This is a genomic window from Pseudomonas fjordensis, assembly GCF_976987115.1.
This window is the reverse complement of sequence record NZ_OZ336860.1, coordinates 5202447-5226625: the sequence shown is the minus strand read 5'-3', so window position 1 is coordinate 5226625 and position 24179 is coordinate 5202447. Positions and strand designations below refer to the sequence as shown.

Below are 24179 nucleotides of genomic sequence, written 5' to 3'. Positions count from 1 at the left end.
CGGTGAGTCAGTCGATGTATGTGTCAACTGATACACCGCCTTCGCGAGCAAGCCCGCTCCCACATTTGAAGCTTCATTTGTTTCGAAAGGGGGCTTAGAAGGCAAAGGCGCCATCAAACACCGGCTTGTCATCCAGCGCCAACACCCCGCTGGCGAAGATCAGGTCCAGGTGATGGCTGCCCTTCTGCCCGCCACCCAAGCCCAGGTGCAACCCGCAATGGCGCTCTTCAAACCCGGCATTGCGCGCATACAGGTCCTTGACCCCTTCATTGGTACCAATCCCCAACTCCTCCACACGACGGTTGGACGGGTTGGCATTCAGGTACTTGTTGAAATCATCCGCCAGCCCCGGCACATCACTGGCCACGCTGCAAACGGTGGAGTTTTCGATCCATAACTCCAGCGGCGATTGCAGCACGCCGTATTTGCGCGCAAAGGGGATGGTGCTGAGGAAGGTGCCGACAAACCGCACCTGGCCGTTGATGGCTTCGCTGTGGGTGGCGATTTCGCCGGGGGCCAGGTCGTGGTTGCCGACGCCGTTGATATTGGTCCACTTCTTGATGCTGCTCATCGGCGCTTCCAGGCGCGAACCGTGTTTGTCGGTGAAGCTCAGCACGTGGGCCTGGGCCATGCGCCGGATCAGCGTGGCGTTGAGGTCGGCGATGCGTTGGGGCTCGACGCTGAAGGTGTCGTAGAAATAGTCGCCGTAATCCTTGAACAGCAGGGATTTTTTCCAGTGTTCGGCCATCACGCCTTGCAGGGCGCGGATAAAGTCCGGGCCTTCGGCGCGTGGGTTGGGCAGCGTGGAGGAGTCGTAGAGAAACAGGTACAGGTCACAGGTTTGAATGGCCTGGGCCAGGGTGTCGCTGGGCGCCAGGTCCAGGCGTTGCAGTTGGAAGTTGAAGCGGGCGGCGCTGCCGTGGGTGATCGCCTGGGCGATGGCGTCATAGCGCGCGGTATGGCCCAGCAACACGGTGGGGCGGTTCAGGCCGTTGAGGGCCGGGTGGTGCGCAAGGTAGTAGAGAAAGTGTTCGACGGCGCGGGCCTTGTCCATGACGGGTGTCCTTCTGTGCCTTGGGTAAGGGGGCAGGCGCCGTGCACAGCGCCTGCCGGATGCCTGCCGGGTATTAGAAAGGCCACATCGCGGTGCCAAAAGGCACAACGGCATCGGCTTGCATCATTTCAACGGCGGCCTCATGGGTCGGCGCTTCAAACCAATCGTCGAGTTGCAGTTCGGTTTCCAGGTCGTTTTCCAGTGCTTGCATGGTGTATCTCCTAGAGGACGTTGATTGAGAACGGCTCACCCACGGGCTTCGCGGGCAAGTGCAAAGAACCTAGAAGAGAGTGTTTCGAAATGCAAAAAATTTATTGACACGGTTTCATTTGGATTTTTTCTTCTGTTTTTTGGCGGATTTTTTTATTCAGGCAAAACAGTGCATTGGCTGAAGCGATTCTTCAGACGCTGCTTACCGACAGAATTCCGTTGAGGGCTGCCGAAGTCTGGCTGTAACGCAGGTTTTCCGGGGTGTAACGACAGCTTTACGCAAATGTCCTGGCTTTGTTGGGGGTTGCGCTGATGTAAGCATTAGCTGACAGAATCGCCTGTGCACTTTCCCGGTGCGTGCCGAAGCTGTCGAGCGGTGTACAATGCGCCGCGTTTTACTGTGACCCCCCTTGCGTACCCACGCAAAAGGCCAAGACCTCAGGGTTTGATCCCCCTGATCACTCCGCCTGGCCACGAGCCGGACGGGTTCGATTTCGTCACAGATAAAAACAAACAGGTGACGCATGACCATTAGAAAGACGCTGTACTCCTGGTGCCTGCGCTGGGGTTTGAGCGGCGCTGCTTGAGTCGGTAATTCAAGGCAGCAACCTGCATTCAACTCTTCAAACCTTGCGTGAGACCCTTTTCATGAGTGGACCCCATTCTTCTTCAGGCGAGCTGAAACGCGGCCTGAAAAACCGGCATATCCAGTTGATCGCCCTCGGTGGCGCCATCGGCACCGGCCTGTTCCTGGGCTCGGCCGGGGTGCTCAAATCCGCCGGCCCGTCGATGATCCTGGGCTATGCCATCTGCGGCTTTATCGCCTTCATGATCATGCGCCAGCTTGGCGAAATGATTGTCGAGGAGCCGGTTGCTGGCTCTTTCAGCCACTTTGCCCACAAGTACTGGGGCGGTTTCGCCGGCTTTTTGTCGGGCTGGAACTGCTGGATTCTGTACATCCTGGTGGGTATGTCGGAGCTGACGGCCGTCGGCAAGTACGTGCACTACTGGTGGCCCGAGATCCCGACCTGGGTCTCGGCGGCGGCGTTCTTCGTGCTGATCAACGCGATCAACCTGGCCAACGTCAAAGTCTTCGGTGAGGCCGAGTTCTGGTTTGCCATCATCAAGGTGGTGGCGATCGTCGGCATGATTGCACTGGGCAGCTACCTGCTGGTCAGCGGCAGCGGCGGCCCACAAGCCTCGGTCAGCAACCTGTGGGAGCATGGTGGTTTCTTCCCCCATGGCGTCGGCGGTTTGGTGATGGCCATGGCGATCATCATGTTCTCCTTCGGCGGCCTGGAAATGCTCGGCTTTACCGCTGCCGAAGCCGACCAGCCACGTACCGTGATCCCCAAGGCGATCAATCAGGTGATCTACCGCATCCTGATTTTCTACATCGGTGCCCTGGTGGTACTGCTGTCGCTCACACCATGGGACAGCCTCTTGGCGACCCTCAACGCCTCCGGCGATGCCTACAGCGGTAGCCCGTTCGTGCAGGTGTTCTCGATGCTGGGCAGTAACACGGCCGCGCATATCCTCAACTTCGTGGTGCTGACGGCCGCGCTGTCGGTGTACAACAGCGGCACCTACTGCAACAGCCGCATGCTCTTGGGCATGGCCGAGCAGGGCGACGCGCCCAAGGCGCTGGCGAAGATCGACAAGCGCGGCGTGCCGGTGCGTTCGATCCTGGCCTCGGCGGCGATCACCCTGGTGGCGGTGCTGATGAACTACCTGATGCCCCATGACGCGCTGGAACTGCTGATGTCGCTGGTGGTGGCCACGTTGGTGATCAACTGGGCGATGATCAGCTTCTCCCACTTCAAGTTCCGCCAGCACATGAACCGCATCGGCCAGGTGCCGCTGTTCAAGGCGCTGTGGTACCCGTATGGCAACATCATCTGTGTAGCGTTCGTGGTGTTTATCCTGGGCACCATGTTGATGATTCCAGGCATTGACCGCTCGGTGTACGCGATCCCGGTGTGGGTGGCGTTCATGGGCGTTTGTTACTGGGTCAAGAACAGGCGGGCGCAGCAGTCCGTCGCAGTCCAAGCCTTGACGGCGAAGTAAGGCCGTATACTGCGCTAAATGTGGGAGCGGGCTTGTGTGGGAGCTGGCTTGCCTGCGATAGCATCACCGCGGTGTACCTGTTACACCTCGGTGCCTGCATCGCGGGCAAGCCCGACTCCCACACAAGCCCGCTCCCACATTTTTGACCGCGCTCGGCTTGAGGGGGCGTATCTCTAAGCTCTCCTAACAAGGCTCGCGCTTTCCATGCTGGTGATTTCCAACAACGTACACTTGCCCGATGCCGAGATCGAGCTGACCGCCATTCGTGCCCAAGGTGCCGGTGGGCAGAACGTCAATAAAGTGTCGAGTGCGGTGCACCTGCGGTTTGATATTCCGGCCTCGTCGTTGCCAGAGTTCTACAAGGAGCGCCTGCTGGCGTTGCGCGACAGCCGGATCACCAGCGAAGGCGTGCTGGTGCTCAAGGCCCAGCAATATCGCACCCAGGAGCAGAACCGCGCCGATGCGCTGGAGCGCCTGGTGGAGTTGATCCAGAGCGCTACCAAGGTCGAGAAAAAGCGCCGTCCGACCAAGCCTACCCTGGGCTCGAAGAAACGCCGCCTGGAGTCCAAGACCAAGCGCGGCAGCATCAAGGCCGGGCGCGGCAAGGTCGACTTCTAGGCGTCGCGTGTTTCCCGGGCCTTGGGCGCCTGGCGGTACAGGTAGACGCTCAGCAGCAAACCGGCGAAAGCGGCGAGGGCGGCGAACAGGAAGATCGAGGCAAAGCCAAAGCCTGCCGCCACGGCGCCCGCCAGTGGCCCGGTGATGCCCAGGGACAAATCAATAAACAGCGAATAGGCGCCCACCGCCGAGCCACGGCTGGAAGCCGGCACCAGGTTGACCGCCTCTACCCCCAACGCCGGGAACACCAGGGAAAAGCCGAAACCGCTCAACGCCGCACCCGCCAACGCCAGCTGGGCATCCGGCGCCAGCCACAGCAACAGCAGGCCCAGCACTTCCACCGACAGGCAAGCGATGGCGACGCGAAACCCGCCAATGCGGTTGATCAAATTGCCAAACAGCAAACGCGCGCCGATAAAACTGGCACCGAACAGGCTCAAGGCCCACACCGCGTTATCCCAGTGCTGGGTGCTGTAATACAGCGTGATAAAGGTGGCGATGGTGCCAAAGCCGATGGAGCCCAGCGCCAGCGCGCAACCATGGGGCAGCACGCGGCCCAGCACATTCATGAACGGCAAACGGACGCCGGGTACAATCGGCGCGGCTTGTTTTTTCCAGGCCAACAGCACGCCCAGCACGGCCAATAGAATGATGCTGACGCCCATGCTCCACAGCCCCAACTGGCTGACCAGCAGCACCCCCAACGGCGCACCGACCGCCAGCGCGCCGTAGCTGGCGATGCCGTTCCAGGAAATAACCTTGGCCGTGTTCGCCGCGCCGACACGGCCGATACCCCAGCCAATCGCGCCTGAACCCACCAGGCTTTCAGCACTGCCCAGCACCAGCCGACCGATCAGCAGGCAGCCGAGGCTGAAGGCCGGCAGGCTGGAAAACCACGCCGCCAGCAACATGAACACCCCGCTCAAACCGCAGCCCACCAGGCCGATCAGCACGGCGCGCTTGCTGCCCAGGTTGTCGATGATCTTGCCGGCATAGGGGCGGCTCAGCAGGGTTGCCAGGTATTGCACGCTGATGACCAGCCCGGCGATGACGGCGCCATAGCCCAGTTGGCTATGCACATAACCGGGCAATACGGCCAGGGGGATGCCGATATTCAGGTAGCCGATGAAGGTAAACAGCACGATGGAAACGACTTGCAGCGTGACCGCCATGGGGCGCTGGGTATCTGGCATGGGAGAGATCCACTGTCGCAGCAGGTAAAGATAGGCTGCTAATGATACCGGCGCGCAGGCCGGGCAGGGCGGCAAAAATGTAAAACGTCAGATCTAAAGAAGATCAAGCTTGCGTGGGGGCCAGCAATTGGGTGGTCACCAGGGCCGCCAGGGCGTTTTCCTGAGTGCCAAAGCGCTTGAGCAGTGCCGCTTGCTTGTCGGCACTGAGGCGGTTCCAGACTTCGACCATCTGCAAGGCAGCGTCGAGTACAGCGGCGTCCGGCGTGTCGGAAGGGGAAGTGGTCATAGGGAAGGTCTCGGATGATTCAGGCAGTGTGGAAAGCGCTCAAAGGCGCGCTTTCCACACGGTCTGGTACGGCGTCAGTCCCGGCTTTCGCGCTCGACTGGTTTTGCTTCTTTGGCCTCAGGCTGCTTGTCGCTGGCCTGCTGCGGTGTTGGCTGCTCAGTTGGGTGCAGGCTTGGGAAGGGGAGATTAGGTATCTCGTGCATCGTGGTCGCTCCTCGCAAGGTCTGTTTTTTCAATCGCAGGTGATTCCGCGCTCTCAAAAAGCCTTGGCAGGATACAGCACCGTAAATGACAAAAAGACTTTTATCTCGACTGTCTCGTTCATTTTTCTCCTAAAAGACTGTAGGAGCGAGCTTGCTCGCGAAAAGCGTCAACGATAACGCAGTGCGTCAGGTAGCCAGCGGTGTCTGTGGGTGCTTCGCGAGCGAGCTCGCTCCTACAAGGGATTTAGAACGGCACCTTGCCCAGGATCATGTCGCGGTACATCACAAAATCCCCCAGCAAGCTGTAAAACGGGTGCTGAAAGGTGGCGGGGCGGTTCTTTTCGAAGAAGAAGTGGCCTATCCAGGCAAAGCTGTAGCCCGCGAGCGGCAACGCCAGCAGCAGGACCAATGAGCCTCTGCCGATGGCATAGGCGAGAATGCCGATCACCAGGGTGGTGCCGATAAAGTGCAGGCGCCGACAGGTGCTGTTGCCATGCTCGGCCAGGTAGTACGGGTAGAACTCGGCAAAACTGTTGAATTTCTTGATGTTTTCCACGGTCACCGGTCCTCTGGTTGTTGTGCCGCCAACAGGTGCGCGGCGGGGAGCTTATTTGAGTCTAGAGTGAACAGTGCTAACAGCCAGTGACAATAGATGCCACTTTAGTATCCTTGGAGATAGGTGCGTAAATAGCGGGCTGTAGAGGCAATGTTGTCATAACCCTGGCATTACCCCCGAAAAGAGCCTCTGCCTTACTGCCTGCCCCGGTGTCCGCCGACGGCATCCAGCGACCATAAATCCTTGCGATCATGGTCCAGTCTTTGTGCCCCATCTGGCTCGCCACCCACATTGGATGCTCCCCCGCAGAAAGCATCATAGAGGCGTAGGTGTGACGAGTTTGGTATGGGCGCCGGTAGCGAACTCCTGACTTCTTCATGGCCGGCAGCCAAAGTATTTTACGGATGCGGCCAGACTCTTCCCATGGCTCCCTGACTTGGCGGTTGACTTCGACACGCGGTGCCATCGGCCGGCGTTGTCTTTGATTCGGTGGGTGGTCATGGCTGGGCCTCTACGGTAATTGCGTGAGCCTTAAAGTCCTCTCTGCCGGTTTCGATGTGGGAAAGGTTGCCTCGCTCATTGGTGCGGAACATGCCCAGCGGTAGGTAGATACGCTCGAACTGGTCATGCCATTTCCCGTACTCTGTTGGCCCTTCGGTCTTGTAGCTTACGGGGCCGCACGCGCTGCAAAGGCGCTTGCCTTCACGTTCTGGCGCATACGCCCAGTCGAAACAGTCAGCCATGTAAACGAAATCCTGGCATGCCAGCGCTGTGTTCTCACAGCAACCGCATACCTCACATTGAAACAGACTCATGCCTTCCTACCAGCTTCACGCTGTGCTTTGTTCCAGCCGGCTGCCCAGCGATGGTTAGAGACGGGTGATTTATCCCCGTCGAATGGGTTTTCTTTGGGGCCGATACCCTTGATGAAGGCCAGGAAGCCCTGCTCAAACGGGGTAATGCTCCGGCCGTGCAGCTCAGCAATGGCCATGGCGTTCCACCTCAATGCGCTTCTGAATCCCCACCCGGTAGCTCTCCGGCCGTTCCGCCGCAGTGCGCTCGATGTTCTCAAGTACACGACCAGCACCACCCAGGATCGGGTCAATCTGCCGCCCGGCTTTGATCAGCTCATCAGCCAGGTTCCAGCCTTCGATTTCTTCAATGCGAGACATGGGAGGTTCCTTGCCGCGCTGGGCGGCAGAAGGTGGGTTAATCCATTTGGTACCAGACGCCGCAGTCGATGCCCTCGGCAGTCAGCGACTTGTACATCGCCTGCACGCCGGCGTAGCGCCGGTTACCCTGGCCATCGAGGGCGCGCTGAGGTGAAAGGCGCGAGCGTGGTAGGTGCTCGCCGACTGCATCCAGCCTTGAAGGCCGGCATCGTGCAGGGTCTTTTCCCGAAGGAGACCGACGCGGAGATAGACCCGGTCGAGATTGGCGCTACCGCCGTCATCCGGAGCAGCTTTTGCCGACGCCTTGCCGGATTCAATGGCGCGCGAGACTGCGGCGACCAAGTCAGGCAACTGATCTTTTTTCATGCGTGCATACCTCGCCCGCCGCTCACCGGCAGGCATGTAGGGGGATTGGGGTTAGTCGCCGCAGAAGCAGTCGATGTCTTCGGCGAGATAGTCGAAGTCGAAGTCGGTTTGCCTGGAGCGTTGCTCCGCTGACCAGCCCATCGTTTTGTAATCTGCTCGGTCTTGGCGGAATACCTGACCGAAGCGTTCTTCGGTGCCCGACCACCAGATCACCCGGGACGGGTCGTCGATGATTGTCTTGATCAGCTTTCCTTCGCTTTTCTTCCAGCACAGGTCGCAGTTTCCGAAGTCTGAATCCATGCCAAGATCGAACGGCTGGGCATTCCAGAATTCCGCGACGTCCTCCTTCGTGATGCCTGCGGTGTAAGAGGGGCAAAGGTTGTCCCATCGTGTGCCGCCGCGGGCGTTGGCAGCCATCATGCGGTGATAGCGCTTAGGCTCGTCGTAGCGGATGCCGACAACGCAGTCCCACTCGTCGTAGCCCAGGGCGCGCATGTGCTTCTCGCCGATTTTCACCTTCAGGTACGCCGTGCACATGTTGTTCGAGAAGTTCGGCAACACCGGCGGAAGGTTCTTGACGTCTTTTCGGTATGCCGCGTAGTACTCGAGCATCATCGTGAAGGGCTCACCATTGCGGCTGGCCGTCTCGAAATTCACCAGCTTGTACCACGGCGCATCGTCAGGCTGGCCGTACACTCGGCACCACTCCATCCAGACAATGCCGACGCTCCATCGCTTGTCTATCTGATCAATGAACACCAACGTTTTTTCGCTCTCCTTGCCGGTATTCTGGAAGAAGGCGTGAACATCAGCAGGGAGCTTTCCGCCGTGGGCGTCGAGGATCTTGCGTAGCATCTGCCCGCTGGTTCGGCCTCCGGAGACGCCGATCTGGGCCGGGCCGGTGATCAGGAAGGGATTCATGGCCTCGGCCCCTTGTAGATGAAGACGTAGGCGAACCAGAGGGTGGCGATCATGGCGTCACCCGGCGGAAGGAAACCACCCAGACCCACGGGTTGGCGCCCCAGTCGCCGCCGACGGACGACCAGAGCAGCTCGAACGATTTGCGCGGATCAGCGCTGTACGTATCAATCCCCTCGACGTGCCACCAATCACCCAGTTCGGCATGATCGGTGTAGAGCCGCACGCCCTCAGCCTTGGCTTGCTCCTCGGTGATGTCCTGCAACCGCTCGACGCTTACGTCGGTGATCTCCAGCAGGATGCGGCTGGCCCAGCGCGGCATGTGTATAGAGGGGCGGCCTTTGCCTGGCGCGATCATCGAGCATCCTGTCTGCCGGACCGCCCCATCTGCCGGGTACTGGATCGGCTCGCCTTGGCTCAGGTCTCGCGGCGCTACCGCATCAACCTGTGCGTCTGCCGCCCAGGTCTCGCGCACCCACAGCCGGTCGCCCGGATTTCCGTAGGGGCAGTCTTTAGAGATTCATGATCACTACTTGCCAACGACTACCGGTGACACTTCTTCTCCGGCTCCCGCTGTTCCTGATTCTGTGTGGCAATCCAATACAACCCCTAACTCAGACGTGCCTGAGGGCGGGATGTTTCTCGTGGTGTCGGGCGAAGAAAATGAAATTTACGAGGTGTGGAAAAAAGAATCCGGCGCAGCTGTAGACACCGGCAAGCGAGCACTAACCGCTCAGTCAATTGATGAAGCCCTGGCTTCTGCAGAAGCGAGCGCCGATGAGGCGGCTGCCTCTGCTGCCTCTGCGTCGGCGGAATCTGCGAGATTCCTCCTTCCATCCGCCACCGCACCCTTGGTGCGCGATGACGGCGATCCTTTGCAGGACGGTGATCAGTATCAGAACACGACCGACAACCTGAGCTACTCCCGCGTGGGTGGCGCTTGGGTGCCACTGAACGAAGGCGTGCAGCAACTGATACTGGATATGGGGAACACCTTAGACCCGCTAAAGGGTGCGGCGCTAACAGGTAGAGGTGTTGTTGCGCTGGAATCTGTCAAGGATCTTGCCAGCCAGAAGAAGGACTCCAGCTTAATTTTCTATTTGAAGAGCTGGCACGCAGGGCTTGGCACAGGCGGCGGGACGCTCGTATGGTCGCCGACCGTATTGAAGTCCAAGCACGACGGGGTACGCATATTCAGCCCCACAGTTCCTACAGCTGGAATTACCGCAGCAGACCAAAATACTGTTGTCAGTTATATGAATTCCGGCGGTGAAACTGATGCAAGTGGAAGCGGTTGCTTCTTACGGATCTTCACCGGGCCTGTATGGTTTGAGTACGCAGGTGTTATCGCCGGCTATGACTATGGGCTAGTCGCACAAAAAGTCATGGATATGGCGGTTCCCGACGGCCTACAGACTCAATGCGATGTCACCCTGTCGTCCTCGACAACCCTAGATATCCCGACGTACCGCACTCAGCCAGCCGTGCAGCGCGACCTAAACCGCAGCGCAACCACAATTCGGCATCTAAAACCTACTATGAGCGCAGGCATCGGCGTGTTCATGCAAAGTCAAATCGCCCGTCTTACGATCGGATGGCTAGACGGCCCAGGATATACTGGAGGTACCCTGGTTGGGGCAAAGGCGCTTGGACAGGGCGGGAACGTCATTACGATCAACCAAATTAGCGGTTTCCGTACCGGCTTTGAATTTAATCAGTCTTTCTCCAATACCTTGAGCCTTGGATGGGTAGATGATTGCGTCATCGGAGTAGACTTCATTGGCAGTAATGCCAACGTTATTCCACACATGCATGTTGGTGGTCGCTACTCTACTGGCAATCCTCCGATTGGTCTGATCGATCCAACTACTTGTGAAATCGGCGTGCGAGTAGGGGTCGACTGCGCTGCCAACGTTTTACAAGGCACGATTGAGTACTGCCGCAGATCGTCAGGCTCAATCGGACTGCTTGATAATGGCTCTGGCACACGGTTCTCTGGATACACTGAAACCTGCTCCGGCTGGAACGTATACGGTGAAGGAAAAAGTGGTTATTACGAGGTTCTTGCTGGCGGTAAAACGCAGCGCGCCGACTCATCTGGATATTTCGTAGGAGACACATGCCACCTCCACTTTAAAACCCAGATTGATTATTACAATAGGTCTCCTGGTACTACTGGAACCGAATCATTAGTGTTCTTAACACTGCAAAAGCTTGTTACCGCAGGGACGGGAATTATTACCGGGCCTAATGGTTTCTCGACATTTATTCGGAATACCCATAGCGCACGAAATGTTGTAAAGGATAGCGCCCTGCTCACTGGCGCTAGCTGGACAACTTCGGCGACGGGCGGAGCTAGCTGGACCGGCGTGGCTACGGCTTCCAACGTATCGATGGCTGACGCAGGATATCTGACAAGCACGCAGATTGTGCTTCCTGCTCTGGCTGCCGATGATGCTATTTATCGAAAAGGGCAGTCCGGTCTTCTAATGCAAACCGGGCCAATTAGTTTCGGGTACTTTGCACTTTGCACGGCAGGGTCTGTTGAAATAAAAATACGCATTGTGAGGTCGGACGGAACACTTCAAAGCTCGCACGATACTATGCTAGGCGCGGGTTCAAACTTCTTAAGAGTCGGAAGTACATTTACCTATGTGGGGGCTGACGACTCTGACGCCACCATGGAGATTACATTCAGATCTTCTGAAGGCGCGACACTGTTTTTCGTTAACCCTTTCCTGTTAAATCGTATCATCTCACACTATCCTCCAATGAATGTTGGTTCTGTTATCAGAACTGTTATCAGCGGAAAGGAGATTGAAGGTAATGCGGTTTATAATGGTCTACGTATTAGCGGGCCGGTTCAGGGTAGCTGTTCAGATCTAATCAACTATGACATAACCCTCGGTGCCGGTTCATTAGCGCACAGGGCATATGCGTTTACCGGAGGGACGCATACGGTATATTTGGAGCCTGGCGTGGAAGGGCAGTATCTCGACCTTTACCGAGATGATGTAGCTGGCGCTATCAATATCATCCCAGCAGGAACCGTTGTGAATGGATCAGGGGCCGCGATTCCATTTTCTGCGGCAAGGGCGCAGAAGCACCTCCAGTACATCACTGCCCTTGGCGGCTGGGTAGGTACTTAACAGATATATCTTAACCTCCTATCCGGCTGCGCGACCAAGGACTGGCCGCGCTTCTGGCGCTCCAGATGCGCTTCAAAACAAGGAGATTATTCTCGCGCTAGGTGCCGATATCGGCCGTGTAAAGGCGTCGGAAATTCACGGGTTTACGCTGTATTCTTGCGGTTAGCTACCCTGAGGCTTTAGGATGCACGTCCTTTAGGCGCAAGGAGTTATCGTGTTACTCATGATTCAAGCGCAAAATATCACATCAATGAGAAGTTTTTATGGAATACACAAAGGCTGACGGTGAGCGCAGACTACTATCAGAATCATCAGAATCAATAAAAGACAAAGCAAAATTAAACTTAGGATCGCACATTTCTTATCGCCCAGATATCGACGGTCTTAGGGCATTTGCAATTATTGCAGTTTTGCTTTTTCATGCCTTCCCTCTGATAATCCCTGGCGGCTTTGTTGGTGTAGATGTATTTTTTGTGATATCTGGGTACTTGATATCAAGTATCATTTTTAGAGAACTTAACGAAGGTAGATTTAGTTTCTCTGGTTTTTACCAAAGACGCATTAAAAGGATTTTTCCTGCCCTGATTCTTGTTCTTGCTGCCTGTTATCTTTTTGGCTGGTTCGCGCTTATGGCATCTGAGTTTAAGATGCTAGGCAAGCACATAATTTCCAGTATCGGCTTTGTACAAAACATAGTTCTGTATAAGGAGTCTGGATATTTCGATACTGCGTCAGAGCTTAAGCCGCTTTTGCATCTGTGGTCGCTCGGTGTTGAAGAGCAGTTTTATTTTCTGTTTCCTTTGATCGCCTGGGCTATGTGGCGCTATAGGAAATGGGCTTTACCACTTCTGGTAATTGCGGCTGTGTTGTCGTTCGGTGCAGATGTACAAAAATTGAAGACGGATCCATCGGCAGCATTCTATCTTCCGCAGTACCGGTTCTGGGAGATTTTGGTAGGAAGTGTGCTTGCCTACGTTGCCGTATTCCACCCGGCCTTGATTTCTTGCAGCAACACCAGTGCATCGGCACGGAAGACAGCGTTCAATACGATTTCATTATTAGGTGTTTCGCTTCTGATCGCCTCGGTAGCAATTATCGATAAAACCAAATCCTTCCCTGGCGCTTGGGCTTTGATGCCGGTAATGGGGTCGGCTCTGCTTATACTTGCCGGATCGAGAGCCTGGTTTAATAATCGAGTATTAGCCAATCGCGTATTTGTCGGTATTGGGTTGATAAGCTATCCGCTGTACCTTTGGCACTGGCCTGTCATCACATTCATGAGGATTGTTGGTGCAGACGAACTGAGCGTTTGGGAGGGCGTAATTGCAATCGCTGCAAGCTTCTTGCTTGCATTTGTTACATATAAATTTATTGAGCTGCCATTCAGGGCTGCCAAGTTGAAACTCTCAAAAACTGGAGTTCTAGTTTTCCTAGGCTTTATTGTGGCTATATCAGGAACGCTGTCCTTTTACAAGGATGGGTTGCCGGGTCGGGCGGCCGTCGTGGATCGCGAAGAATATGCGCAGTATTTCAATAATTTCGCACCGAGTTGGAAATATTTCAAGATTCACAATACATCTGAGACCTACCGCTATGATTGTGACTTCTATGATATGGACAGTCATCTTTCTGGTAGCGCCACAAACGAGCCCAGAGCGCAAATTGACCCTTCCTGCTACACCCCAACTTCAAAATCTGTTGTCATGGTTTGGGGGGACTCGCACGCCCAACAACTGCTATATGGCTTAAAACAGGATCTACCGAGTGATGTTTCGCTGATACAGGTCGCCAGTTCAGGCTGCATCGCGAATATACCCAATCCGCAAGCGCCAGATAAGAAGTACTGTGATCGCTCAAACACGGTTGCACTTGAAGTGATTCAGAAGGTTGCGCCGCAGGTTCTAGTGATAGCGCAGATTGGGGGGCATGATATGTTCAACAACCTAGCGGCCTTGGTTGCGAAAGCGAAGGAATACGGTGTTAAACATGTAGTTGTAGTCGGGCCGGTACCAAGGTACAACACAGCACTACACCAGATGGTAATTAGGAAGTATTGGTTTAACACACCGAAGCGAGTCAATGAGAACTTTGCCGGCGATGTGTTCCCAACTGATACCTGGCTGAAAAAAACGAGCCAGTACCGCTGGCTTTGAATACGTGTCTGCGCTGGATTCTTTCTGTAACTCTGAAGGCTGCATGACCTACTTGGGAGATGATCGAAAATCCGGGCTTGTGACCTTTGACGTCGGGCACTTGACGTCACAGGCATCTGAGTTCTTTGCAAGGACGGCCCTAGTGCCGGTAATTGTGAAGGATCTGAAAGTGCAGTAGCTAGATATTTAACTGACAGAGCCCGGCCACTGAGCCGGGCTTTTTTTCGCCTGGAGAAAAGCATGCCGATCACAGAGCAGCAGTTGCTGCAGATCCTCCCGAACGCCGGCCGCAATGCCGGCGTTTTTGCGTCTGCACTAAATCTGGCTATGGAGCGGTACCAGATCAATACCAGGCTAAGAATGGCCGCGTTCATTGCCCAGGTCGGTCATGAGTCGGGCCAATTCCGATACGTTCGGGAACTGGGAGGCGATCAGTACCTGAGCAAGTACGACACCGGCACCCTGGCCAAACGCCTGGGCAATACGCCAGAAGCAGACGGTGACGGCCAAAAGTACCGTGGCAGGGCTTGATTCAGGTTACGGGCCGCGACAACTATTTGGCGTGCAGTAAGGCGCTGTTTGGTGATGACCGCCTGCTGCGCACCCCTGAGCTACTTGAGCAGGCAGAGTGGGCGGCCAAGACGGCTGCATGGTTCTGGAGCTCCCGCGACCTGAACAAGCTGGCCGACTCCGGATCGTTCGAGATGATCACCCGTCGTATCAATGGCGGCGTAAACGGCCTGGCCGAGCGCATTGCCTTCTATAACGCTGCCTTGAAGGTGCTGGCATGAACGCCCTGTGGCCGAAAGCCCTTCCTTATATAGCAGCGGTTGCCGTCGTCCTGGCCGGTTTGTTCCTCGCCTACAGTCACGGCCAGTCGGTCACCGATGCTGAGTGGCAGGCCAAGTGGAACGCCCGAGACACCAACGACGCCGCGGCGAAGGCTCTGAACGAATCCACTGAGCGCGCCAAAGAGCAGGCCCGCCAACAGACAATCAACAAGGTGATCCAAGATGGTCAGAAAGTCATTGATCAGGCATATGCTGATGCTGCCGCTTCTCGCGATGATCGCAGCTTGCGGGACGCAGCCGACGCAACTGCCGGTAGAGTCGCAGCCAGTCAAGCCGGCGGCCATTCCTGCACTGCTGCCGCAAGCCAGGCAGCTACCCGCGCCGTCATGGTGTTTGCCGACGTGCTCAAGCGCGCTGATCAAAGAGCGGGAGACCTGGCGGCAGATGCTGATCAAAGCCGAGGCCGTGGAGTGACGTGCGAGCGAGCTTATGATGGGTTGGGGGGATAGGGATTGTGTTCGGTCGGCAGGACGCCGCAGGAAATGCCAAGCTGTCATTATGTTGGCATTGCGGACCCCAAGAGGCCCTATGAAGCCCCAGCACGAAATTTCTATCGCGCTGGAGCCCTTGATATTAAAGGGCTGTGAATTACCCCCTACAGGTTAGTATCCTTGGCTTCCTGGCTGCCGTTGGAGCCTGCTTTCAATAAGAAGACGCCATGAGCGAACGAACAACTTCTGCAAGCTGGGCGATGGGCATCGTCAAGGCGCTGGAAATGGATGGCCTGGATTGCAGGGCCTTGTTCAAGCAGTTGGGCCTGGATTATGCGTCCCTCACTGACCCCGATGCGCGCTTCCCGCAAGACGCCATGACCCGCCTGTGGCAGCGTGCGGTCGAGGTGTCGGGCAACCCGGCGATTGGCCTGAACATGGGCAAGGTGGTACGCCCTGCCTCGTTTCATGTTGCCGGTTATGCGTTGATGTCCAGCAACACCCTGGCCGAAGGTTTTATGCGCTTGGTGCGTTACCAGCGCATCATCGCCGAAAGCGCTGACTTGAGTTTCCGACTTTTACCCGAAGGCTATGCGTTGATTCTGACAGTGCATGGCGATCACCTGCCGCCCACCCGTCAAAGCGCCGAAGCCTCGCTGGCCAGCGCTTTGGCCCTGTGCGGCTGGCTTACCGGGCGCACCCTGCAACCGCGCAAAGTGCTGCTGCAAGGCGATCAGCCGGCGGACTTGGCGCCCTACCAACACGCCTTCCACGCGCCTTTGCAATTCAATGCACCCTATGACGCACTGATTTTCGAGCAGGCCGACATGGAGGCGCCGCTGCCCACAGCCAATGAAGCCATGGCGCTGTTGCATGATCGCTTTGCCGGTGAATACCTGGCGCGTTTTTCCGAAAGCCGCGTGACCCACAAGGCGCGTCAGGTGCTGTGCCGCCTGCTGCCCCAGGGCGAACCCAAGCGCGAAGCGGTGGCCCAGACGTTGCACCTGTCCCAGCGCACCTTGCAGCGGCGGCTACAGGAAGAGGGCACCAGCTTCCAGGCCTTGCTCGATGACACCCGGCGCGAACTGGCCGAGCAGTACCTGGCACAACCCAACATGACCTTGCTGGAAATCGCCTACCTGCTGGGCTTTGCCGACCCGAGTAACTTTTTCCGCGCCTTTCGCCGCTGGTTCGATGCCACGCCCGGCGAATACCGGGCGCGGTTGCAGCAAATGTCGTCGGTCAGTGACGCCAGAACGCCGGAATGCACAACACAAACACGGTGATGATCTCCAGGCGCCCCAGCAACATGCCCAGGGATAGGATCCACTTGGCGGCATCCGGCAGGGTGGCGAAATTGCCGGCCGGGCCGATGGTTTCGCCCAGGCCGGGGCCCACGCCGGATACGGTACTGGCGGCACCGGTCAACGCGGTCATCCAGTCCACGCCCAGCAGTGACAGGGCCAGGGCGATCATGCAGATGGTGATGGCGAAGAAAAACGAAAAAGTTAGAATCGACCGCACGATCTCTTCATCGAGGCGATGGCCGTTGTACTTCTGCTTGATCACCGCGCGCGGATGAATCAACTGATTCAAGTTGGCCTTGAGCAGGATATAGGCCACCTGGAAACGGAAGATCTTGATACCGCCCGCGGTGGAGCCCGAGCAGCCACCGATAAAGCCCAGGTAGAAGAACAGCATCAATGAGAAGTTGCCCCACAGGCTGTAATCCCCCAGTGCAAAGCCGGTGGTGGTCACCACCGATGTCACGTTCAGCGCCACATGACGCAAGGCATCGAGCCAATGCAGGTTGGTGGTCCACCAGTACCAGGTGCCGAGTACCAGCCAGGTCACCAGCAACAGGCCGAGCAGGCCTTGCACTTGCTGGTCCTTGATCAGCGCCCGACGGTTGCCGCGCAAGGTGGCCACGTACAGGGCGAACGGCAAGCTGCCGAGGATCATCACCACCACCGCGACCCAGTGCACCGCCGGTTGTTTCCAATGGGCCAGGGACTCGTCCGAAGTGGAAAACCCACCGGTGGAGATCGCCGACATGGCATGGTTGATCGCATCGAACACACCCATTCCGGCCCACCAGAAGGCCAGGCTGCCGAAGATGGTGATGCCCACATACGCCGCCACGATCAAGCGCGCCACCATATGCGAGCGAGGCATGACCTTTTCCGAGCGGTCCGAAGATTCGGTCTGGAACAGGCGCATGCCACCAATGCGCAGCAGCGGCAGGATCGCCACCGCCATGCCGATAAAGCCGATACCGCCGAGCCAGTGCAGCAGCGAGCGCCACATCAAAATGCCTGGCGACATGCTGTCCAGGCCGCTCAACACGGTGGAGCCGGTGGCGGTGATGCCGGACATGCTTTCAAAGAACGAGTCGGTGTAGCTGATGTGCTGGGTCAGCAAAAAGGGCAGGGCGGCAAAGATGCACACCACTACCCAGCTGCTGACCGTGAGCAGGTACATGTCCCTGGGGCGCAGGTGCACATGTTCGGGGCGGCCAGGGATGACCAGCGCCAACCCGGCGATAAAGGTAATCAGGCTGGCCCACAGGAACGAGGGCAGGTCGCTGGTGCGTTCGAAGATCACCAGGGTCGCCATCGGGATCACCATGGCGACCGCAAGGGTGATCAGGAAGATGCCGATGATGAAACCGATGATACGCAGGGTCGGCAACGCCATGAAGTTCGCTCGGGTGATTGGGCAGAGGCGCCATTCTACCTGCGGTGCAGGTCTTGTAAACCAAGGGCTGCGGTGGCTTGGTGTCTACACAACTTCGCAGTGACGCTGAAGTTGTGGCGAGGGAGCTTGCTCCCGTGACGACCTACCCACTGGCGCCTATCTACCTGACACACCACAATCCAACTGTGGGAGCTGGCTTGCCTGCGATGGCGGCCTGCCAGCCGACACTTATCTACCTGACACCCCCATGATCCAACTGTGGGAGCTGGCTTGCCTGCGATGGCGGCCTGCCAGCCGACACTTATCTACCTGACACCCCCATGATCCAACTGTGGGAGCTGGCTTGCCTGCGATGGCGGCCTGCCAGCCGACACTTATCTACCTGACACCCCCATGATCCAACTGTGGGAGCTGGCTTGCCTGCGATGGCGGCCTGCCAGCCGACACTTATCTACCTGACACCCCACGATCAAAACTGTGGGAGCGGGCTTGCTCGCGAAGGCGGCCTAGCAGTCAGCACAGTTGGATTGTGTACATATCCATTGCTGCGGTAACGGCCACTTAGGGTTCCGCTCTGACAGCCATCCCTTTCAAGGTCTTCGGTAAAATCCCCTGAAATTTCATTCAGGGATCCCAAACGATGTGGGCCGATGTTCTAGCGCGTTTCGAGAAAAAAGCACCTGCCAGCGTCATGGCCAAATTGGCGCTGGAACAAGCTATTGCCCCTGAGTGGGTCGATCAGGTCTTCGAAGAACATCGGCAACGGCAGTATTCTCGTGAACTACTGTTCTCGACCATAATCAAGCTGATGTCCCTTGTTTCATTGGGTTTGAAGCCATCCCTGCACGCCGCCGCGCGGCAACTGGAAGATCTCCCTGTCAGCTTGGCGGCGCTTTACGACAAGATCAGTCGTACTGAACCCGCGCTATTGCGCGCTCTGGTCACCGGTAGTGCGCAACGACTGACTCCAACCATCAAAGAACTGGGCTGCACGACGATGCTGCCGGACTGGCAGGTTCGCGTGGTAGACGGCAATCACCTGGCATCCACTGAGAAGCGTCTGGGGGCTTTACGCCAGGAGCGAGGTGCGGCTCGTCCCGGTTTTTCGGTAGTGGTCTACGATCCCGATCTCGATCAGGTTATCGACCTTCAGGCATGTGAGGATGCCTACGCCAGCGAGCGTGTTTGCGTGTTGCCTCTGTTGGCTAATGCTGAACCTGGCCAGGTGTGGCTGGCTGACCGACTCTACTGCACGCTTCCGGTAATGGAAGCTTGTGAGCAGGTCCAGACGTCCTTTGTCATTCGCCAGCAAGCCAAACATCCACGCCTGATTCAAGAGGGTGAGTGGCAAGAACCCGTGCCTGTGGAAACAGGCTCTGTGCGTGAGCAGATCATCCAGGTCAGAGGCGGTTACCAATGTCGGCGCGTCGAACTGACGCTTCATTCGCCAACAGACTCGGGTGACAGCAGCTTGATGTTCTGGAGCAACCTGCCTGAAAGCGTCAGCGCTGAGCAGATCGCGCAACTCTATCGCCGCCGCTGGAGCATTGAAGGTATGTTCCAGCGACTGGAAGCGATCCTGGAAAGTGAAATCGAAACTCTCGGCAGCCCAAAGGCCGCCTTGCTCGGGTTCACTACGGCAGTGTTGGCCTACAACGTCCTGGCCGTACTCAAGCGAAGCGTGGAGCAAGCCCATCGGGAGACCCAGCCTGATGGCTGGGAAGCCTCGATCTATCACTTGGCGGTCCAGGTCAGGAGTGGTTATGAGGGAATGCAGATTGCACTGCCCTCGGAATATCTTCCCGCCATCCCTGTGGAAAAGTTGGCCCAGCGTTTGTTGGAGCTGGCCAGAAACATCCAACCCAAACAAGTTGCGAAAAGCCCCCGCGGCCCCAAGGTGCCTAAACCCAAGACATGGGTGCAAGGCAAGGCGGTGAATGCGCATGTTTCAACGGACAGGGTAATCAAGGCTGCCAAAACGAAAAGACCTTGAAAGGGCTGGCTCTGACAGCGGGTCACTTTTGGAAAAGAGCCCCAAAAGTAACCAAAAGGGCTCTTGCCCCACCACTCGGCACCTCGCTTAGGCTCGGTGTGCCCGTAATCCGCCAGTGATTTGGGGGGCCGCCGCCACGCGCCATCCATGGCGCGGGGCGGCTAAACCGGCATCCCTGCCGGTTTACCCCCCAAATCCCTGTCGAATTCCGGCCAGCGTGGTTTGACGGGGCGCCTAAGATCAAGATCAAAAGCAGATCAAGATCAAGAGCGGCTCGCTTCGCATCGTGGAGTGTGTGGCCGGGCGCGGTCAACTGTGGCTTGCCTGCGAAGGTATCGACTCGGTGTGCCTGAATCACCGAGTTGTCTGGATCGCAGGCAAGCCAGCTCCCACAGAGATAGGTGCAGCAGTTATTGCGCGCATGAAAAAGGCGACCCGCAGGTCGCCTCTTTCAACTGCGCTTGATCAGAACTCGTGATCAGCACTGTCCGGGTTCAGGTCGCTGATGCCCAACTTGCCGGCAGCGGCTTCGATCGAGCCGGTCTGCTTGACCAGGGCGGCGATCGAGTCACGTACGATCTGGTTGCCCTTTTCATTGTCGGCGGCGATCAATTGGTCGTAGTGCTCGCCGTTGTTGGCGTGGTCAACCATCACCTGGATCTTCGCTTCGGTTGCCGCCAGGTCAGCCTTGAGGGCCGCGTCGGCTGCCGGGTCGGCCTTGGCCACCAGGGACGACAGGCTGGCGCCGGTCAGCTTGGTGCCGTCAACACGGGTGTATTCGCCCAGGTAGACGTTACGGATGCCCTTGGCGTCGTAGAAGTGCGAGTAATGGGTGTTGTCGCTGAAGCAGTCTTGCTCGTCTTCCGGCGAGTTGGCTTCCAGGGACACTTTCATGCGCTCCCCGGCGAGTTCGCCCAGGGACAGGCTGCCCATGCCGAACAGCATTTTACGCAGGCCGTCGGTGCCAGGTTCCGACTCCAGGGTGGCGCGGTAGTTGTCTTCGACGTTGGGCTTCCAGTTGTCGACCATTTCCTGCAGGTCGCTGACCAGCAGTTGGGTGACCGCACGCAGGTAAGTGCGGCGACGCTCGTTGTGGCCGCCGGTTGCACCGTCACCGGTCATGTAGTCCGACGCCGGGCGGTTGCCCGCGCCTGGGCCGGTGCCGTTGAGGTCCTGGCCCCACAGCAGGAATTCGATGGCGTGGTAGCCGGTGGCGACGTTCGCTTCGGAACCGCCCAGCTCATTGAGGCTGGCGAGTTTTTCCGGGGTGATGTCCTTGACGTCAACCTTGTCTTCGCCCACCTGGATTTCGTTATTGGCGATGATGTTGGCGTTGGCGCCTGGGTTACCCAGTGCGTGCTCGTAAGACTTGTCGACGTAGTCGATCAGGCCTTCGTCCAGGGGCCAGGCGTTAACTTGGCCTTCCCAGTCGTCGATGATGGTGTTGCCGAAGCGGAATACTTCGCTCTGCAGGTAGGGTACGCGCGCGGCGATCCAGGCGGTACGGGCCGCTTTCAGGGTTTCGTCGTTCGGGTTGGCGAGGAAGGTGTCGATTGCGGTCTGCAGGGTTTTTGCGGTGGATTCGGCATCGCTGTACACCGCAAACACCATGTCTGCGTAGTGCGCGACCACGGCCTTGGCGGCCGCTTCGTCGACCTGGCCTGCCGGGGCAGCCGCCGGTGCGGTAGTGCTGGCGGCAGCGGGTGCCTGGGGCGCGGCGGCCTTGTCTTTACCTTCGCCGCAACCGGCGAGAGAAATGGCAATTGCCAGCAGACTGGCGGTGGCCAGGGGCATACGAATCATGGCGAACATCCTGCTTCGGTTGTTGATAGGGCGCGCGGGGAGCGCAAACGCTGCGACATAATGCGAAAGATTTGCATTTTGTGTAAAGGCTTATACGCGGGAAATATTGAGTATCGAAGTGTAAATTCAAAGACTCACGGCGTTATTGCGCTCGGCCTGCTTCAAATAAGCCGTCAACTCCCGGGCCTGCAGCGGTTTGCTGTAGTGATAACCCTGCCCCTCATGGCACCCCTCGGAGATGACGTAGGCCTCCTGTTCGGCAGTCTCCACCCCTTCGGCAATCACCTGCATGCCCAGGCTTTTGCCCAGTTGGATAATGGCGCGCACGATGGTTGCGTCATCGTCGTCGTCCTGCAGGTCCTGGACGAAGCTCTTGTCGATCTTGATCTTGTCCAGGGGCAAGCTCTTGAGGTAACTCAGGGATGAGTAGCCAGTGCCGAAGTCATCAATGGCGATCAGCGCCCCGGAGCGGCGCAGGCTCAACAGGTGCTGGGCGGCGGTGCTGATGTCTTCCATCAGGCCGGTCTCGGTCACTTCCAGCTCCAGGCTGCGCGGCGGCAGGCGATAGATCTGCATCAGGTTGTTGACCACCCGCGGCAACTCGGTGTGGTGCAGTTGCACGGTGGACAGGTTGACGGCCATGCGCAGCGCCGTGAAGCCCTGGTCATGCCATTCGCGCAATTGCCGGCACGCCTGGTCCAACACCCATTCGCCAATGGGAATGATGGTGCCGTTCTGTTCCGCCAGCGGGATAAACAAGTCCGGCGGTACCAGCCCGTGCTCAGGGTGCTGCCAGCGCAGCAGGGCTTCCACGCCCACCACCTGATGGTCGCGGTAGCTGATTTGCGGTTGGTACACCAGGTGCAACTGCTCACGGCTCAGGGCATCGCGCAGGTCTTTCTCCAATTCACGGCGCCGGCGCATTTCGCTGTCGACGCTGGCGATATAAAACTGGTAGCGGTTGCGCGAGCGGCTCTTGGCCAGGGTCATGGTCTGCTCGGCTTTTTGCAGCAACTTCTCGGTGCTGTCGCCATCCTCCGGAAACAGCGTGATGCCGATGGTGGCGCGCAGGCGGATCAGGTCATGGTCGAGCGCAAATTCAGCCTCCAGGTCATCGAGAATACTTTGCGCCAGTTCGGCGGCTTCGTAGGGCTGATCGATATCGGCTTGCACCAGGGCGAACTGGTCGCCGCCCAGGCGGGCGAGCGTACCCAGGCGGCCGCTGTGGGCGCGCAGGCGGTCGGCCAGGGCCAGTAGCAGTTTGTCGCCGGCCTGGTAGGTGAACTGCTCGTTGACGCTCTTGAAGTCATCCAGCCCCACGCACAACACCGCGACACGGCGTTGCCGGCGGCCAGCGTCCGTGAGGATCTTGTCCAGTTGCGCCTGCAACTTCTGGCGGTTCGGAAGGCCGGTCAGGAAGTCGTATTGGGCCATGCGCAACAGGCTCGATTCGGCCTCGTGGCGCAAGTGGGTATTGCGCTCGATGGATTCGAGCAATTGGTTGGCGGTGTTTATCCACTGCCCCAGTTCGTTGCGTTCGTGGCCCTTGAGCTGAGGGATTTTGTGCTCGCTGGGGCGGTCCGGGTTGATCGAGGTCAGGTGCTCGATCATCCGCGACAACGGTTTGGTCAGCATCCAGTGATACACCAGGTACAGCACCAGCCCCATGGCCAAGGCGCGCAATACGCCCGAGATAAAGATGATGACCGAGCTGACCAGGAAACTTCGGCCATAGGTGGCGGTGTCAAGGGTGATACTCAGGTCGCCGTAATATTCGCTGTAGGGGCCCTTGCCCACCAACGCAGTGGTAAAGGAGCGTTCCTGGCCAAGAATCAGGTCGGTCAACCAGCGGCTGGGGGACTGCTGTAAAGGGCGGCTTTTTTCCGCCAGCATGGTCTCGTTGGGGTGGCCGATAGAGGCCATGCGCACAGCGTCGTCCTGGAACAGGCCTTCGATCACCTGCATGCCCATCTCGCGATCCAGGCTGTACACGGCCTGGGTCGAGGGGTCGCGAAACATGTCGAGGATGCGCTGGGCATCGCCCGCCACGGCCTGGCGCGTCTTGTAGGCATCAAAAACGATCTGCGCCACGCTCAGCGCCACACCCACGATCAAGGCCGACAGCAGCACAACCCGTAGCAACTTCACCGACAAGCTGTTCTTGAGTTCCAGCTTCAAAGGGGCATTCCTTGTCTCATGCGGGTGGCCGTCAATATGCCATGAGTATTGGCAATCTGGTGATGGCAGTCAAAGGGACATTGGGGCTTGGGATAAATTGAGGGTGTTGCTGATTAAAGGTGCCGCGGCGACAACTTATGGTGGGGCTTTCACAGGCGGGCAAAAGGGCACGACGTGCGCAGCAGGCTTGGCAGGGGAGAAGGCGGAGCAGATCCGCCTTCCGGTTCTACGACTCTCTTAATAATTGCACTTACCCTCTGACTGGTGTGCGTCCCCAGCGA

At 57.8% G+C, this 24179-nt stretch carries 21 protein-coding genes and 3 pseudogenes; 9 read left to right on the top strand and 15 right to left on the bottom strand.

Annotated elements, in window-relative coordinates; translation table 11 throughout:
* Nucleotides 1–94 precede the first annotated feature (94 nt).
* Together ACWHXD_RS23835 and ACWHXD_RS23830 are read right to left on the bottom strand one after the other, a co-directional pair.
* Nucleotides 95–1054: a CgnE/CgnB domain-containing protein gene (locus ACWHXD_RS23835; RefSeq protein ID WP_138762296.1), complete on the bottom strand. Its 960-nt coding sequence runs from the start codon at nt 1052–1054 to the stop codon at nt 95–97.
* Between the two features lie 73 nt (nt 1055–1127).
* A complete protein-coding gene (locus ACWHXD_RS23830) occupies nt 1128–1265 on the bottom strand; it encodes a hypothetical protein (protein WP_003175756.1) in 138 nt (45 codons plus the stop codon).
* Between the two features lie 647 nt (nt 1266–1912).
* Here ACWHXD_RS23830 and ACWHXD_RS23825 point away from each other — a divergent pair.
* A complete protein-coding gene (locus ACWHXD_RS23825) occupies nt 1913–3331 on the top strand; it encodes an amino acid permease (protein ID WP_098950524.1) in 1419 nt (472 codons plus the stop codon).
* Between the two features lie 204 nt (nt 3332–3535).
* Nucleotides 3536–3949, top strand: coding sequence for an alternative ribosome rescue aminoacyl-tRNA hydrolase ArfB (gene arfB, locus ACWHXD_RS23820; protein WP_032895560.1), 414 nt, complete (start codon nt 3536–3538; stop codon nt 3947–3949).
* On the opposite strand, the gene ACWHXD_RS23815 is transcribed toward arfB, so the two are convergent.
* Entirely contained in the window at nt 3946–5142 is a 1197-nt protein-coding gene (locus ACWHXD_RS23815; protein WP_032895561.1) for an MFS transporter, read from the bottom strand. The genes arfB and ACWHXD_RS23815 overlap by 4 nt on opposite strands.
* A gap of 103 nt (nt 5143–5245) precedes the next feature.
* Nucleotides 5246–5428, bottom strand: coding sequence for a hypothetical protein (locus tag ACWHXD_RS23810; protein ID WP_014719677.1), 183 nt, complete (start codon nt 5426–5428; stop codon nt 5246–5248).
* Nucleotides 5429–5442: 14 nt separating this feature from the next.
* Here ACWHXD_RS23810 and ACWHXD_RS23805 point away from each other — a divergent pair, with 14 nt between their 5' ends.
* Nucleotides 5443–5808 carry a hypothetical protein gene (locus tag ACWHXD_RS23805; protein WP_499085083.1) on the top strand — a complete coding sequence of 122 codons (366 nt, stop codon included), beginning with the start codon at nt 5443–5445 and terminating at the stop codon, nt 5806–5808.
* A 67-nt stretch (nt 5809–5875) separates the two neighbouring features.
* Here ACWHXD_RS23805 and ACWHXD_RS23800 read toward each other — a convergent pair whose 3' ends face one another.
* From ACWHXD_RS23800 to ACWHXD_RS23765, 8 genes and pseudogenes are all read right to left on the bottom strand, one after another.
* Entirely contained in the window at nt 5876–6187 is a 312-nt protein-coding gene (locus tag ACWHXD_RS23800) for an Mpo1-like protein (RefSeq protein ID WP_003193783.1), read from the bottom strand.
* A 76-nt stretch (nt 6188–6263) separates the two neighbouring features.
* Nucleotides 6264–6602 (bottom strand): annotated as a pseudogene (locus tag ACWHXD_RS23795) (site-specific integrase); the annotation flags it as partial.
* Nucleotides 6603–6684: 82 nt separating this feature from the next.
* Nucleotides 6685–6930 carry a hypothetical protein gene (locus ACWHXD_RS23790; protein ID WP_202877251.1) on the bottom strand — a complete coding sequence of 82 codons (246 nt, stop codon included), beginning with the start codon at nt 6928–6930 and terminating at the stop codon, nt 6685–6687.
* Nucleotides 6931–6998: 68 nt separating this feature from the next.
* A complete protein-coding gene (locus ACWHXD_RS23785) occupies nt 6999–7178 on the bottom strand; it encodes a hypothetical protein (RefSeq protein ID WP_138762298.1) in 180 nt (59 codons plus the stop codon).
* Entirely contained in the window at nt 7165–7359 is a 195-nt protein-coding gene (locus ACWHXD_RS23780; protein WP_138762299.1) for a hypothetical protein, read from the bottom strand. Before ACWHXD_RS23780 ends, ACWHXD_RS23785 begins: the two co-directional genes overlap by 14 nt.
* An 81-nt stretch (nt 7360–7440) precedes the next feature.
* Nucleotides 7441–7725: a hypothetical protein gene (locus ACWHXD_RS23775; protein ID WP_238344563.1), complete on the bottom strand. Its 285-nt coding sequence runs from the start codon at nt 7723–7725 to the stop codon at nt 7441–7443.
* Between the two features lie 51 nt (nt 7726–7776).
* Nucleotides 7777–8646, bottom strand: a complete 870-nt coding sequence (locus tag ACWHXD_RS23770) for an adenine nucleotide alpha hydrolase family protein (protein ID WP_138762300.1) — start codon at nt 8644–8646, stop codon at nt 7777–7779.
* 49 nt (nt 8647–8695) lie between these two features.
* Nucleotides 8696–9154 (bottom strand): annotated as a pseudogene (locus ACWHXD_RS23765) (hypothetical protein); the annotation flags it as partial.
* A gap of 124 nt (nt 9155–9278) precedes the next feature.
* On the opposite strand from ACWHXD_RS23765, the gene ACWHXD_RS23760 reads away from it, so the two are divergent.
* The 5 genes and pseudogenes from ACWHXD_RS23760 to ACWHXD_RS23740 all read left to right on the top strand — a co-directional run bounded on the left by ACWHXD_RS23760 (nt 9279) and on the right by ACWHXD_RS23740 (nt 16513).
* Nucleotides 9279–11792: a hypothetical protein gene (locus ACWHXD_RS23760; protein ID WP_499084745.1), complete on the top strand. Its 2514-nt coding sequence runs from the start codon at nt 9279–9281 to the stop codon at nt 11790–11792.
* 263 nt (nt 11793–12055) lie between these two features.
* Entirely contained in the window at nt 12056–13945 is a 1890-nt protein-coding gene (locus ACWHXD_RS23755) for an acyltransferase family protein (protein WP_499084744.1), read from the top strand.
* A gap of 240 nt (nt 13946–14185) precedes the next feature.
* A pseudogene (locus ACWHXD_RS23750) lies at nt 14186–14736 on the top strand (glycoside hydrolase family 19 protein).
* Nucleotides 14733–15245, top strand: coding sequence for a DUF2514 family protein (locus ACWHXD_RS23745; protein ID WP_138762303.1), 513 nt, complete (start codon nt 14733–14735; stop codon nt 15243–15245). Before ACWHXD_RS23750 ends, ACWHXD_RS23745 begins: the two are co-directional and overlap by 4 nt.
* Before the next feature lie 209 nt (nt 15246–15454).
* A complete protein-coding gene (locus ACWHXD_RS23740) occupies nt 15455–16513 on the top strand; it encodes an AraC family transcriptional regulator (RefSeq protein ID WP_138762304.1) in 1059 nt (352 codons plus the stop codon).
* On the opposite strand, the gene ACWHXD_RS23735 is transcribed toward ACWHXD_RS23740, so the two are convergent.
* On the bottom strand, nt 16470–17924 hold the full coding sequence (locus ACWHXD_RS23735) for a TrkH family potassium uptake protein (protein ID WP_003193780.1): 1455 nt from the start codon (nt 17922–17924) through the stop codon (nt 16470–16472). The two genes, ACWHXD_RS23740 and ACWHXD_RS23735, sit on opposite strands and share 44 nt — an antisense overlap.
* 691 nt (nt 17925–18615) lie before the next feature.
* Between ACWHXD_RS23735 and ACWHXD_RS23730 the strand changes: the two genes are divergently transcribed.
* Nucleotides 18616–19917, top strand: a complete 1302-nt coding sequence (locus tag ACWHXD_RS23730; RefSeq protein WP_098952559.1) for an IS4 family transposase — start codon at nt 18616–18618, stop codon at nt 19915–19917.
* 465 nt (nt 19918–20382) lie between these two features.
* On the opposite strand, the gene ACWHXD_RS23725 is transcribed toward ACWHXD_RS23730, so the two are convergent.
* Together ACWHXD_RS23725 and ACWHXD_RS23720 are read right to left on the bottom strand one after the other, a co-directional pair.
* The gene (locus tag ACWHXD_RS23725; RefSeq protein WP_032895564.1) at nt 20383–21720 is read right to left on the bottom strand and encodes an imelysin family protein; all 1338 of its coding nucleotides are present in this window, start codon (nt 21718–21720) and stop codon (nt 20383–20385) included.
* A gap of 126 nt (nt 21721–21846) precedes the next feature.
* The gene (locus tag ACWHXD_RS23720) at nt 21847–23898 is read right to left on the bottom strand and encodes a putative bifunctional diguanylate cyclase/phosphodiesterase (RefSeq protein ID WP_098950525.1); all 2052 of its coding nucleotides are present in this window, start codon (nt 23896–23898) and stop codon (nt 21847–21849) included.
* Between the last annotated feature and the right edge of the window lie 281 nt (nt 23899–24179).

Coding starts and splice junctions, on each gene's coding strand:
- ACWHXD_RS23780 (WP_138762299.1), bottom strand. CDS start 7,359: ATGTCTCGCATTGAAGAAATCGAAGGCTGGAACCTGGCTGATGAGCTG.
- ACWHXD_RS23825 (WP_098950524.1), top strand. CDS start 1,913: ATGAGTGGACCCCATTCTTCTTCAGGCGAGCTGAAACGCGGCCTGAAA.
- ACWHXD_RS23815 (WP_032895561.1), bottom strand. CDS start 5,142: ATGCCAGATACCCAGCGCCCCATGGCGGTCACGCTGCAAGTCGTTTCC.
- ACWHXD_RS23790 (WP_202877251.1), bottom strand. CDS start 6,930: ATGGCTGACTGTTTCGACTGGGCGTATGCGCCAGAACGTGAAGGCAAG.
- ACWHXD_RS23775 (WP_238344563.1), bottom strand. CDS start 7,725: ATGAAAAAAGATCAGTTGCCTGACTTGGTCGCCGCAGTCTCGCGCGCC.
- ACWHXD_RS23735 (WP_003193780.1), bottom strand. CDS start 17,924: ATGGCGTTGCCGACCCTGCGTATCATCGGTTTCATCATCGGCATCTTC.
- ACWHXD_RS23810 (WP_014719677.1), bottom strand. CDS start 5,428: ATGACCACTTCCCCTTCCGACACGCCGGACGCCGCTGTACTCGACGCT.
- ACWHXD_RS23805 (WP_499085083.1), top strand. CDS start 5,443: ATGATTCAGGCAGTGTGGAAAGCGCTCAAAGGCGCGCTTTCCACACGG.
- ACWHXD_RS23740 (WP_138762304.1), top strand. CDS start 15,455: ATGAGCGAACGAACAACTTCTGCAAGCTGGGCGATGGGCATCGTCAAG.
- ACWHXD_RS23755 (WP_499084744.1), top strand. CDS start 12,056: ATGGAATACACAAAGGCTGACGGTGAGCGCAGACTACTATCAGAATCA.
- ACWHXD_RS23785 (WP_138762298.1), bottom strand. CDS start 7,178: ATGGCCATTGCTGAGCTGCACGGCCGGAGCATTACCCCGTTTGAGCAG.
- ACWHXD_RS23745 (WP_138762303.1), top strand. CDS start 14,733: ATGAACGCCCTGTGGCCGAAAGCCCTTCCTTATATAGCAGCGGTTGCC.
- ACWHXD_RS23760 (WP_499084745.1), top strand. CDS start 9,279: ATGTTTCTCGTGGTGTCGGGCGAAGAAAATGAAATTTACGAGGTGTGG.
- ACWHXD_RS23770 (WP_138762300.1), bottom strand. CDS start 8,646: ATGAATCCCTTCCTGATCACCGGCCCGGCCCAGATCGGCGTCTCCGGA.
- ACWHXD_RS23725 (WP_032895564.1), bottom strand. CDS start 21,720: ATGATTCGTATGCCCCTGGCCACCGCCAGTCTGCTGGCAATTGCCATT.
- ACWHXD_RS23830 (WP_003175756.1), bottom strand. CDS start 1,265: ATGCAAGCACTGGAAAACGACCTGGAAACCGAACTGCAACTCGACGAT.
- ACWHXD_RS23730 (WP_098952559.1), top strand. CDS start 18,616: ATGGCCAAATTGGCGCTGGAACAAGCTATTGCCCCTGAGTGGGTCGAT.
- ACWHXD_RS23835 (WP_138762296.1), bottom strand. CDS start 1,054: ATGGACAAGGCCCGCGCCGTCGAACACTTTCTCTACTACCTTGCGCAC.
- arfB (WP_032895560.1), top strand. CDS start 3,536: ATGCTGGTGATTTCCAACAACGTACACTTGCCCGATGCCGAGATCGAG.